The sequence below is a fragment of the Nostoc sp. JL34 genome (assembly GCF_017114945.1).
Classification (GTDB): domain Bacteria; phylum Cyanobacteriota; class Cyanobacteriia; order Cyanobacteriales; family Nostocaceae; genus Nostoc.
Genome location: NZ_JABXKQ010000178.1, coordinates 1 through 12073, shown reverse-complemented (window position 1 = coordinate 12073; position 12073 = coordinate 1). Strand labels below are relative to the sequence as shown.

Annotated in this window: 11 protein-coding genes; 7 read left to right on the top strand and 4 right to left on the bottom strand. The window is 42.4% G+C overall.

From position 1 onward, the window contains the following. Positions 1–195: 195 nt before the first annotated feature. Entirely contained in the window at positions 196–3906 is a 3711-nt protein-coding gene (locus HWQ44_RS32300; RefSeq protein ID WP_292726391.1) for an FG-GAP-like repeat-containing protein, read from the bottom strand. A 372-nt stretch (positions 3907–4278) separates the two neighbouring features. Between HWQ44_RS32300 and HWQ44_RS32295 the strand changes: the two genes are divergently transcribed. Then, positions 4279–4452, top strand: coding sequence for a hypothetical protein (locus HWQ44_RS32295; protein WP_292726389.1), 174 nt, complete (start codon positions 4279–4281; stop codon positions 4450–4452). Positions 4453–4597: 145 nt separating this feature from the next. On the opposite strand, the gene HWQ44_RS32290 is transcribed toward HWQ44_RS32295, so the two are convergent. Continuing rightward, positions 4598–5254, bottom strand: a complete 657-nt coding sequence (locus HWQ44_RS32290; RefSeq protein ID WP_292726387.1) for a pentapeptide repeat-containing protein — start codon at positions 5252–5254, stop codon at positions 4598–4600. A gap of 266 nt (positions 5255–5520) precedes the next feature. Next, entirely contained in the window at positions 5521–7299 is a 1779-nt protein-coding gene (locus tag HWQ44_RS32285) for an asparagine synthase-related protein (RefSeq protein WP_292726385.1), read from the bottom strand. Positions 7300–7531: 232 nt separating this feature from the next. Between HWQ44_RS32285 and HWQ44_RS32280 the strand changes: the two genes are divergently transcribed. From HWQ44_RS32280 to coaBC, 3 genes are all read left to right on the top strand, one after another. Continuing rightward, entirely contained in the window at positions 7532–8152 is a 621-nt protein-coding gene (locus HWQ44_RS32280) for an alpha/beta hydrolase (protein ID WP_292726393.1), read from the top strand. A 155-nt stretch (positions 8153–8307) separates the two neighbouring features. Further along, positions 8308–8520: a DUF2555 domain-containing protein gene (locus HWQ44_RS32275; protein ID WP_292726384.1), complete on the top strand. Its 213-nt coding sequence runs from the start codon at positions 8308–8310 to the stop codon at positions 8518–8520. A gap of 86 nt (positions 8521–8606) precedes the next feature. Then, positions 8607–9818, top strand: a complete 1212-nt coding sequence (gene coaBC, locus HWQ44_RS32270; RefSeq protein ID WP_292726383.1) for a bifunctional phosphopantothenoylcysteine decarboxylase/phosphopantothenate--cysteine ligase CoaBC — start codon at positions 8607–8609, stop codon at positions 9816–9818. 18 nt (positions 9819–9836) lie between these two features. Here the strand turns inward: coaBC and HWQ44_RS32265 are convergent, their stop codons facing one another. Next, a complete protein-coding gene (locus HWQ44_RS32265) occupies positions 9837–10316 on the bottom strand; it encodes a hypothetical protein (protein ID WP_292726382.1) in 480 nt (159 codons plus the stop codon). A gap of 113 nt (positions 10317–10429) precedes the next feature. Between HWQ44_RS32265 and HWQ44_RS32260 the strand changes: the two genes are divergently transcribed. The 3 genes from HWQ44_RS32260 to HWQ44_RS32250 all read left to right on the top strand — a co-directional run bounded on the left by HWQ44_RS32260 (position 10430) and on the right by HWQ44_RS32250 (position 12063). Continuing rightward, positions 10430–11200 (top strand): lipoate--protein ligase family protein, encoded by a 771-nt coding sequence (locus tag HWQ44_RS32260; RefSeq protein WP_292726379.1) that lies wholly within the window; start codon positions 10430–10432, stop codon positions 11198–11200. A 207-nt stretch (positions 11201–11407) separates the two neighbouring features. Next, complete coding sequence (locus HWQ44_RS32255; protein ID WP_292726377.1) at positions 11408–11764, top strand: hypothetical protein; 357 nt, start codon at positions 11408–11410, stop codon at positions 11762–11764. A gap of 38 nt (positions 11765–11802) precedes the next feature. After that, positions 11803–12063 carry a hypothetical protein gene (locus tag HWQ44_RS32250; protein WP_292726375.1) on the top strand — a complete coding sequence of 87 codons (261 nt, stop codon included), beginning with the start codon at positions 11803–11805 and terminating at the stop codon, positions 12061–12063. Positions 12064–12073 lie beyond the last annotated feature (10 nt).

Below are 12073 nucleotides of genomic sequence, written 5' to 3'. Positions count from 1 at the left end.
TCATGTTTCATATCTAGCAAGCTTTTTGCCGTTTTCTATCCGTCGAACTCACGTTTATTTAGTTTGTATCAATGGCGAGATTCACCCACACAGGATTCAGAATTGAATCTTTCTTGTTAAAAAAGTAGTAATCTCTGTGGTGATTGCTACTGTGTATTGTGTTTATTTCTACCTACTTATTTCCACCGGACTGTACTAATAAGTAATGAAATAGCTAGCGTTTAAAGTTGATGCCTGAATTCCAGTTAACAGAGCAAGACTTTCGTTATTGGCAGTAATCTTAACTAAGGTATCGTTGCCGCTCTGAGTAATAGACAAACCTGAGTAGAGCAAACCACCTGATAAGGCAATCAAATCTTCACTAGTGTTGAAGTCTTTGATAGTATCTCTACCTTCACCTTTGGCAAGTACAAATATATCACTACCTGCACCCCCTGTCAGATTATCAGTACCCAAACCGCCATAAATCTGATCATTTCCTAGTCCGCCAACAATTACGTCATTACTAGCAAAGCCAAAAATCAGATCGTCTGAGCTAGTTCCCTGCAAATTATCAACTTTGGCTGAACCTGTGATAATGCTATTGACTTGGTTGCCGTTTTTAATGTTGATAACATCAAGATCAGTAGGGTTGAGATTGTTATATTTAGCATCAGTACTTACGGCTTTGGCAGTGATGATTTGGTAAGCAATGTTGTCATCTGCAATACCATCATTAACACCTGTAACTGTGATTGTTTGGGGTGTATTCCAGTTAGCTGTGGTAAATGTGACACTAGGAACAGAGAGAGTACCTTCACTCACCTTGGAACTACTCAAATTTAAGGTGACATTAGCAGTCGGTTGGCTAGTGAGTTGGATACTGAAGCTCGCCGTGCCACCAGCTTCGGTAGTTATTAGTGCAGTCGCAGGAGAGATGGTGAAACCTGCTGTATCGTTGTCCGTAATAGTAGCAATAGCTTGATTATCAGCGATGCTAGCATTAGTGGGATTGATGAGATTGACAAAAAAGCGCTCACTTGATTCAGCAATGAAATCGTTGAGAATCGGTGCGCTGATTGTTTGAGTGATAACTCCAGGATTGAAAGTCAGGCTGCCCGTGACTGCGGTGTAATCTACGCCAGCGATCGCAGTATCATTACTAGTGTTGTAAGCGACTGTAATGACGTTAGTGCTAGCATTGGAGAGTTTGACGGTAAAAACAAGATTGCCGCTGCCTTCGTTGCCGCTTTTATCTAGGATGGAGATAGTGGGTGCATTATCATCATCAAGTATGGTAACTGTAGCTGGAGCGATCGCAACTGTTTGGTTGGGGTGACTCAGCGTGAGATTTATGGTTTCATCGAGTTCAGTAGTCTTATCACCCAAAACATTTAAGGTAATAATCTTTGTTGTTTCCCCAGCAGCAAAAATTAAGGCTCCAGATACGGCACCTGTTGCACCTGCAACCTTAATGGTGTTGTAATCAGTGCCAAAAGTTGCCGTGCCATCTAGAGCATAATTTACGGTACTAGCAATGGCAGTATTACTACTACGAGTCACCGTGAAAGTGACAGTTTTACTAGCAGTATTACCTTCATTTAGAGTTGGGGTAGCAGTTGAAATGGCGTAATTGACATTAGCTGGAGGAGCAAAGTTAGTATCCCCAATGTGATTCAACGGTTGACCAGCAAAGTTTCCAGGTGATGTGTTAGTACCAGTACCTAATGTCAAATTTGGTGCTGTCCCGCTGATTAAACTCCCTACCCAATCTGAGGCTGTTGAACCAGTAGTGTTACTTGAACGCCCTACATATCCAGGTATAAATGAGGTGTCAACAACTGTGGCATTAGCTGGAACGGAACCGCCAGTAGAACCTTTTCTAAATACAATCGAGCTATATGCTCTGTCTGTAGTAGATGTGCCATCTAAAACAGAAACAGAATCCAGCACAGTCCAATTTGAGTACACAGTACCATCAGCAATACCATCGTCATTTGAGTCAATATCATTGCTAAGAGTGGGTGCAGCAGTACTTTGAATCAGGAAAAAGCTAACAGAGTTATTTTCTATGTCAGTTGCACCGCTCTGACCAGTGTGACCGATTGAACTAGAGGCTCCGCTTCCCCATCCGGCTCCACTTCCAGTATTAGTTAGGACATTTGCTTGAGGGTTGACTGCATAAGTATTGCCTTTTTGTAACAGAACCAGCAACCCATTGCTTCCAAACTTCTTACCAGACAAATCAAAAATATCTTGCACATTGCCAGGATTGGAGGAGCCAGAATCACCCTCAATCCCAACTAGATAAGTTCCTGGTGCTAGAGTTGCACCGGGAGTACCACGCAGTTCGATGTATTCTTTAGGGCTATCTGTACTCGGGGGATCAAAGAGAATTTCGTTGATGAGTATCGGCTGAGGGGGAACGGGAACATTAAACTCGGCGGGATTATTAAGTAGCACCGAAACGTTTTTAGATTCACTGTTGGCCACCGCCAAGTCAGATTTACCGTCTTTGTCGAAGTCGCCTCCGGTGACAGCATAGGGTGTTGTACCTACGTCAAAGTTTGTGGCATTTCCAAAGCTGCCAGTACCATTTCCTAGCAGGACTGAAACCGTGTTTGAGTCTGCATTTGCGACTGCTAGATCAGATTTTCCATCCCCGTTGAAGTCAATTACTGTGACGGATACGGGATTTAACCCCACATTAAAGTTGGTGGCAGGCTTAAAAGTCCCATCACCATTGCCCAACAGCACCGAGACATTGTTAGAGTCCGAATTCGCCACGGCCAAGTCCAATTTGCTGTCTTTATTGAAGTCGCCTAGGGTGACAGAATGAGGATTTGTTCCTACGTCAAATTGGGTGGCTGAGTTAAAAGTGCCATCACCCTTTCCCAACAGGATTGAGACGTTGTTGAAGTAAGAACTTGTCACCGCTAGGTCAGATTTTCCATCCCCATTGAAATCGCCCACTGTGACGGAAGTCGGACGGCTGGGAACTTTAAAGTTTTTGGCAGTTGCAAAGCCGCCATCACCATCTCCCAACAATACTGAAACATTTTGGGAAGCGTTGTTTGCAGTTACTATGTCAGGTTTTCCATCCTTATTGAAATCGCCTACCACGACGGATATGGGAGATGATCCTGATGGCAAAGAAAAATTGATAGCAGGCCCAAAGCCACCAGTAGCTTTCTCATCTCCAAATAGCACCGAAATGTTACTGGAGGAATTATTTGCCGTTACCAAATCCAATTTTCCGTCTTTGTCGAAGTCAGCTACAGCTATAGAATAAGGATTTAATCCATTGAACCCGACCACGCTAAAGTTGCTGGCAGGATTAAAAGTGCCATCACCCTTTCCCAAGAGTACGGAAACGCTTTGGGAGGACTTGTTTACCGTTACCAAATCGATATTACCGTCTTTATTAAAGTCGCCTGTAACGATGGAATAAGGTCTTAATCCTACAAGAGGTGCGATCGCAATACTAGCAGTTTCTGTAGCAGTACTGTAGGCTGTTGTGCCCCCTCCAACACCCGGATTTATGCCAGTAGTGCCACTAGCATTGCCATCTGAAGTATCCCAAGCACGGAAGGTGATTTGAGCCCTACCGTTGTAGCCAGCGTTGGGGATAAAACGGACTTTTTCTGTATCTCTGAGCAATGTAGCTGAAGTGGCGGACACAGCGAAATTAATCCAGTTGTTACCGCCATTTGTGGAGTATTGCCAAATGCCGTGGGTATTATTTACACCAATGACGGCTATTCCCTCCACTGCACCTGTGTCTGCATCAATAATGGGGTTGCCACCTGTGGCAAGGATGGCAGAAACTAGAGTACCGAGGTTATCGGCGTTGGTCACATTTTGGGTAATAGTGACCAGTGTGGGATTACCAGTGTCGTCCAGTATTGGCGCTGTATTGGTTGGCATTTACAATTCCTCTGCACAATTAATTTAGGTTTTAGAAGTTTTGTTTTTTTGCAGTTGCACCCTGATTATTGTTAGTAAATAAAATTTGGCAACTTTTAACTGTTAACTCGAATCTAAGACTTTAGGAACACAGCACTAAATAGGAAGCGAATATTAGATATCCGCTTCCATGCCTAAATTGAATGGGTAATTAAAACCTCTTTTTATTGAGCTAAAACAAAAAAATTAATATTATAACTAAGTACAAATCTATGCTATAAATACAATATTTGCTACAGTATTATTACTGTAATAACTAAAGTAAAATAAATACTAAAATTCCGAGCGCCGGAAGATTTATAATCGCCACACATTCCTGCGACAGTACAAGTAGTGACGATTGCCGATAGAGAAGCCGATATTTATGACTTATTTGCCTGTCCGCGTCGTCCTGGTTCAGATTTTCTGATTCGCGCCACACAAAATCGCTGTTTGGCTGAGAGTGAACATTGTGAAGTCATTAAAGATAAAATTCAATACTTGAGACACCAACAGAAGATGTCTTAACTCGCCTTTTCTTGAGCTTTCCCTTACTCAGACTCGCTGTATATACAAGTCGAAGCTAACCTAGTCTATGGTTTAAGAACCCTTGGTTACAACTTTGGCGATTGTTGGGACGTAAAATTATCTAACTTTGCAGGGCTACTCCTAACTAATAAATAACTATCTGAGATTGCTCAATTGTGCCATCAGGCATGATAGTATCCCGGAACTTCGCATAAATCAGGTTTGCCTTCCAAAGGTTTGCCTTACTCAAGTTTGCCTTGGTTAAATTTGCCCATGTCAAGTCTGCACCAGTTAAGTTAGCCTCAGTCAAATTAGCTTCTAGTAATTTTGCTCCACATAGCTTTGCTCCTGCAAGATTTGCAAAACTTAAGTTAGCTTCAATCAGCGATGCTTCAATTAATTTGGCTTCACTTAGGTCTGCTTCTCTCAAATCCACATCACACAAAGAAGCACCCCAAAGATTACTACCTGTGAATTTCACCCTCCACAAGAAAGTTCCACACAGATTTGCTTGTGTTAAATCAGCATTATTCAAATTGGCTTCACACAAAGATGCTTCATACAAATTAGCTTCACGTAAGCTAGCTTGCATTAAATTTGCGCCACTTAAATTAGCACGAGTCAGAACACAGCCACTTAAATTAGCACCACGCAAATCCGCTCCGATGAAGTTAATTCCACTTAAATCAATTCCTTTGAGATCGATTCCCCTCAAGTCACATCCACTGAAATCCCGCCGCTGAAAATATTTATTTTTGATTTGGCCTAATATAAATTCCTGCTGTTCAGCATAATTTTTCATGGTATTCACCTCTGGGTGTAATTTCTTTTAAAGGTCGAGTGTGATAGTTACCGTATATTGAGAGTACACCCCAAATGCAGATCAGTTTAGTAAATAATTAAAAATAAATTCACAAAAAATCGCCAATCAACTGAAAATGCGCTTTTTCAGTGGTTTTTAAAACAAAAAATGCTGACATAAGTCAGGAAATATTTATACAACAGCACTCACACTGATAGCGGAGGCGTAGACCAACCTAGTCATCGCGTATCCTTTTGTTGCTTTCACTACCGTGCTTTTTGATTTACTTGTAACCAAATTTCTAAACTCACAAGCAACCACAGTTTCACCCCATAACGGTTCCAAGTATCTCCTTGATAGTTTAACCAATTGCGAATTGGCAACTGGTTCAAGTAAGGAGTGATAGCCGCATTCCGATTGAGTAATAAATCTCTGGCTTCTTGTTGCCAATATTTCCGAAATCCTAACTGCACTGGCACCATCATGCCACTTTTGGGACGATGAATAATTGTGTCTGGTAAAATATCTGCGTTCGTCGAAGACGTACCGTAGGTAATCGCTTGCTTTAAAACTGCTTTTTCTTCCACTCCAGAAAGTTTATACTCTGGAGGGATTTCCATGCTTAAGTCTACTATTCGTTGGTCAAACAGGGGAGAACGACCTTGCAAAAGGGCTGCTTGAGTTAAGTTACTGACTTTTGTCAGAATTTGATCTGCGCCTTTAAATTTGATGTTCATTGCCATCAAACGATTCAGATAGCTAGCTTGGGAATATAAATCTTCTGCAAATACCCAAGGGGCTGTTTGGATTGCTGTCCAAACTTCTGGTTTTAAAAGTTGTGGTAAGTCAACAGCGCACTTTTGAAAGGAAATTAAATAAGCTTGCAATGCATCCTGATTGGTGACAGAGCCATATAAACTATTAATTAGCATTGGCTGATTTTTTGGCCCACCAAAACAGGGGTCGCCACCTTCACCATTTAAAACTACTTCTACGCTTTCTCTGGCCAGTTGTCCCAGCAACAGGTTGGGAACAGTCAGGGGGTCACCAATGGGGTCATCTAAATAGGCCATTGTTTCCGGCAGGCGTGACCACATATCCTTAAAAGTAATTTCCAAAATGTGGTGCTGTGTCTGGCAATGAGATGCAACGAGACTGGAGAATTCCAACTCATTGGGAGATTCTGAACCAAAATGAATCGAGAAGGTGTGAACTGGTGCTTTGTGGAATTTTGCTACTAAAGCAGTGATAGCGCTAGAGTCCAAACCACCAGAAAGAAAAACCCCAACGGGTTCATTTGCTGGTGGTAAATATTCTTGAACAACTTGATCTAGGAGTTCTCGCAAGCGATCGCCATGCCATGCTAAAGGTTGATCTATTGCGATAATCTGTTCTTGAAGCTGCCAATAAGCTGTAACTTTGTGGTCAGGAAATTCTAAAACGGTTCCAGGTCGCAGTTCCCGCACCTGTTCCCAAAGGGTTCGTTCTCCGGGGACAAAAGCACAACAAAGATAATCTCGCAAAGCTACTAAATCTAAATCAGATGAACGATGGGGTGATAAAGTTCTCAGTTGAGGCGCAATCCAACGCACCGAACCAGTGGTAGTGTAATAGAGAGTCCGAACACCGATGCGATCGCGAACCAACTTCAACACCTGTTTTTCTGTATCCCAAACCACTAGCGCAAACATCCCCACAAGTTGGCTAAGATTTTCATTGCCCCATCGTTCCCAAAGATTGGCTACTAGTTGCAGAAAAGTTTCTTGAAAGCTATCCGGTTCAATTCCTAACTTTTGCAGCAACTGCACTCGGTTAGTTAACCAAACATCACCAACAACAACAAATCGTCCTCCAGAACTGATTGCTAATTTTTCCGTCAGAGATTCCGAAGTGGTGAGTGGTAGAATCACAGAAATTTTTTCATCTCGCCAAGCTATATCTTGATAGTTTTCATCAACTTTTCCCCACGCTACGCACCAGGTTGGGTCAGTCTTGATGAATTCGATTTTAGGAGATTTACGATTTTTAAACGCATCAAATAGCATGGGAAATTTTCAACGCATAATCAGTAATTTTAGGGCATTGTTTAATATAAGTAGTCGGACAAAAATATTTACAGTCATTGCGAGCGTTCGCAATGACATTGTGTAATTAATTCTGTCTAACTACTTAGTTTTTAATTATGGCGGTTGCTATAACTCGGAAATCTGACTTCTGTCTAAGTCTGCTTGAAGAGATAGGATCTATGTACAAAAGTAGAATTTTAGGAGTAAACCTCTGTCTTTACAAGCTATTACCGTTTCCCCAACAACTTCTCAACCCCCCGCAGGCTTAATTGTCACTTTGCATGGTTGGGGTGCCAATGCTGAGGATGTAGCATCATTATTACCCTTGATCAAGTTACCTGATTACCAGTTTGTATTACCCAATGCACCTTATCCTTATCCCTATTCCCCTATAGGGAGGGCATGGTATGACCTGCGGGTAGAAAATATGTATGAAGGGTTGGCAGAAAGTCGGCAAGTGCTAACAGATTTTTTGGAATCTTTAGAAAGTACCACTGGCGTACCTTTATCACGCACTATTCTCAGTGGATTTTCTCAAGGCGGAGCAATGACTTTAGATGTCGGCTCAAAATTGCCCTTAGCAGGTTTAGTTGTCATGAGCGGGTATTTACATCCAGACGCACTAACAGCAGCTAAAAGTGAGATACCTCCGACTTTAATTACTCATGGGAGATATGATGAAGTTGTGCCCCTGAAAGCTGCTTTGAAGGCACAAGAAACTCTAAAGTCTCTAGGAGTGGCGGTAGAATACCACGAATTTGATATGGGGCATGAAATATATCCAGAAACGTTAGAGGTGCTACGAAATTTCGTTGTAAAAACAATTGGCTAGTCAGGATTACGAATTTTTTATAACTTCTGGTACAAATTCTGACAATTTTCACGAAATTAATCACCTCTAATGAGTAATATATATTGGGTGGCTGCGAAAGAGCGCAACTTAACCCATGCTGAAGGCGAGTGCTGCATAAGGGAGGGGCAAGCATTATGACAACTCTAAGCATTTCCCAAAAAGAAATTGCTGCCGTGACTGCGGCAGAAGTAGAAGAACTAGCTACACGTCTGGAACTGGATAATTATAGTAATGCTTTTGAGGGTTTAAATGATTGGCATCTATTGCGAGCGATCGCATTTCAGCGTCCAGAGTTAGTTGAACCCTATATCTACCTCTTAGACTTGGAACCTTACGATGAAGCGTAGTTGAGAGTTAGGAGTTAGGAGTTAAGAATTAGGATTTATAACTATTGAGTACTAATTTTTGAACGACTCACTCCTAACTTTTTACCATGACTAATCCAAAATTGAACAGGGTTCTAATTGGTGTAGGTGGCGGTATCGCCGCCTACAAAATCTGTGAATTGGTTTCGACGCTGTTTAAAACTGGGGTAGAGGTTCGAGTTATCCTCACCCGTTCGGCGCAAAAATTTATCACGCCTCTGACTTTATCAACCCTATCTCGTCATCCCGCCTACACAGATGATGATTTCTGGCAACCAACTCACTCTCGTCCGTTGCATATTGAGTTGGGTGAATGGGCAGATATTATGGTGATTGCCCCTTTGACAGCTAATACATTAGCCAAGTTAGCCTCCGGAATGGCAGATAATTTACTCACAAATACTGTGCTGGCTTCTACTTGTCCCGCACTGTTAGCACCCGCAATGAATACGGACATGTGGGAACAGCTATCAGTGCAGCGAAATTGGCAACAGCTATTGATAGATAGCCGATATCATGGAATGAATACAGCATCAGGATTATTAGCGTGCGATCGCATCGGTGCTGGTAGATTAGCAGAACCTCCAGAAATATTCGCTCACATCCAATCGTTGTTACACACTCAAGGCAAACGAGATTTAGCAGGTAAACAAGTGTTAATTAGCGCTGGGGGAACGCGAGAGTATGTTGACCCAGTGAGGTTTATTGGTAATCCTTCCACAGGTAAAATGGGATTGGCGCTATCGCAAGCTGCACTTCACCGAGGGGCAAACGTCACTTTGGTACATGGCCCAGCCAATTGGGATGTACCATTGGGAGTAAAAGCAATTCCCGTTGTTAGTGCCGAGCAAATGCAGAACGTGATGGTGGAATGTTTACCCAACGCTGATATCATTGTCATGTCGGCGGCAGTGGCAGATGTGAAACCACGAGATTATAGTACAGAGAAATTGCCCAAGCGATCGCTCCCCCAAGCTTTACCTTTAGAACCCGTACCGGATATAGTTGCCCAGTTAGCACAACTCAAACAGCCGCATCAAAGATTAGTTGGTTTTGCAGCACAAACTGGGGATATTGTCAAGCCAGCATTAGAAAAATTACACAATAAAAAACTTGATGCGATCGTTGCTAATCCCATCGATCGACCTGATAGTGGTTTTGGGAGTGATAATAATCAAGCCATATTTTTAGATAATCAAGGAAATCAGGTAGAAATAGCACCTTGTCCTAAATTAGAAATGGCACATCAATTATTTGATTTTGTCATCACGGAATTTTAGATTTTCACGAGATAGTTTTTACCGTCCTGTTTCACCTATCTGATCTGCATCGTCTGCTACTCCATTGCGAAAGCGCACTTCTAAGCCGTGTTCTGGCTCCCAGTCACACTCAGCTATCAACTCAAAAGTAGCAATATGCAGGTCATACTCAACGTGGGGTGGCACATAGATATATGAGAAAGTGACCTGATTCCAGACCTGAATGGGATTAGCCAGGGGCGGCATTGACTCATCTCCAATCATGTCACGATATACATCATAATTTTGCAGCACCAGAGGAGCAGTGATGCGTAACACGTCCGGTGGTAAGGCTAGAGCTTGCCGAATAGCTTCACGCTGAAGCGATGAAAGTTCCCCAATCTGCCCGTGTTCAAAATCCACGAAAATCGGTACACGGCGATCGCCCAAAACAGCACATTCTGCTAAAGTCCAGTGATTATCTTCGATTCTCATCTGTCCAAACTCAGCATCATAGTAACTCGTTGGGGGTTTCATCATCTTCAGGTACTACCTTTATTCATCAAAATTATGAAAAAATATGTTTATCTTTGTTCATAGTTACATATTCTTGCTCAGGCCCTTAGCAGTAATATCCCTTTCCTAAGAAACCAATGAAACAACTAGCAATGGAATCACCATCCACCTGGCGTTTCATCCCAATGCTTCAGACATCGGGAGCAGTGCAAATGGCGATCGATGCTTGGTTGTTCAAGCAATGTGAAAAGGGACAGCATCCGCCTACCCTGCGTTTTTATACCTTGTGGCCTTATGCTCTCTCCTTGGGACATTTGCAAAAACAATGGCCTGCCGAGTGGCATAATCTGATTTACCAGGGACAGCTACTCGATTTAGTTCGTCGTCCAACGGGAGGTAGAGCTGTTCTCCACCAAGGAAACTTGACCTACTCTGTGATTACCTCAGCTAGTACTGGAAAAAGCTGGGGTACTTATGAAAAAATCTGTAACTTTTTAATCCAAGGCTGGCAAACCTTGGGTATTGAGTTAAGTTATGGTTCTGCTGGACGAGGTTACATTCATAATCCCAGTTGCTTCAACACAGCAACAGCAGCTGACTTGGTTACAGCCGATGGAAGTAAATTTATTGGTAGTGCCCAACGCAAGGGAAGAAATACCATTCTTCAACACGGCTCAATGATTTTGTCTACGGACAAAGGTTTATTTGAGGAAATCTTTGAACAACTGGCTCCGTGGAATACCTCATTTTGCAACACACAGGAAGAGGCTGATTGGATTGTCAAGATTGTGGATACATTGACAGAGACGGCAAAACAGTACTTTGACATCGAACTAGTTACCCAACCATTCTCCGATCTCGAATGGCAAGATATCCTCAAATTGCGATCGCTTTATGAAGTGCGTTAGTGTAGCTCACCGTAGGTATCGCCTATTCCAAAACTTGAGGCTATGTAGAAAGTAGGAATAGTGTGACTGACACGAGAGATATCAAGCAGCTAATTGCTAAAGGAAACTACTACCTGGAATTGGGTATAACCCGTATGCTCTATGGCTTCAAGTCACTTTTATAGATTTTACAATATAAGTAAGACATAAAAATAACGCTTCAATTATATGAAAATACTCTCATCAGAACTAGTCCATTTGGGATTTGGTAAATATGTGCGTTCTGACCAAGTGACAGCAGTTATACCAATAGAAGAGGAGCGAGGCCCAGGGCGACGAACCTTTGTTCACATTCAAGGGCAAAACGATCCAATTATCGCCTCTCGCGCAGAAGATACCATCATCCGTGATTTGGTACAGGAGCCACGCGAAGTTACCCAAGCCCGTCAGCAGCAGGAAATTCTTCAAGATTTATTGGTAAATTTAAGTAATGTTAATTCGACTGTGCGCCGAATTAACCGTGATGAAGGCAGTTTGGATCTTGATTTGTTAGAGCGACGAATTAAGCAAGTCCTGGAAAATTAATTGCAGAAATCAGCAAACTTTCATAACGGAGAACGATATTGCTGAATACAATTACAGACCAAGTTTCAGGATCAGATACACAAACAAGATCGCCAAGGTTGTGGATACCTGAACGGGTACTGTTTACACCTGCTGCCCTAGATGAGGATTGGGGGCAGCAGATTCTTGCACGTGTGCAGTCACTCAACTTATCAATAGAAGAATTATCACAGAACCGCCTGAAGGGTCTGCGCGGTGAATCTGAGCGGGATACTTATAGAACCCATTTGACATCTAAGAAGGTGCAGCAAGCCTCTTAACCATCAACCG

Excerpts from the sequence above, each read along its gene's own strand:
- HWQ44_RS32290 (WP_292726387.1), bottom strand. The coding sequence starts at position 5,254 with ATGAAAAATTATGCTGAACAGCAGGAATTTATATTAGGCCAAATCAAA.
- HWQ44_RS32255 (WP_292726377.1), top strand. The coding sequence starts at position 11,408 with ATGAAAATACTCTCATCAGAACTAGTCCATTTGGGATTTGGTAAATAT.
- HWQ44_RS32285 (WP_292726385.1), bottom strand. The coding sequence starts at position 7,299 with ATGCTATTTGATGCGTTTAAAAATCGTAAATCTCCTAAAATCGAATTC.
- HWQ44_RS32265 (WP_292726382.1), bottom strand. The coding sequence starts at position 10,316 with ATGATGAAACCCCCAACGAGTTACTATGATGCTGAGTTTGGACAGATG.
- coaBC (WP_292726383.1), top strand. The coding sequence starts at position 8,607 with ATGACTAATCCAAAATTGAACAGGGTTCTAATTGGTGTAGGTGGCGGT.
- HWQ44_RS32275 (WP_292726384.1), top strand. The coding sequence starts at position 8,308 with ATGACAACTCTAAGCATTTCCCAAAAAGAAATTGCTGCCGTGACTGCG.
- HWQ44_RS32300 (WP_292726391.1), bottom strand. The coding sequence starts at position 3,906 with ATGCCAACCAATACAGCGCCAATACTGGACGACACTGGTAATCCCACA.
- HWQ44_RS32260 (WP_292726379.1), top strand. The coding sequence starts at position 10,430 with ATGAAACAACTAGCAATGGAATCACCATCCACCTGGCGTTTCATCCCA.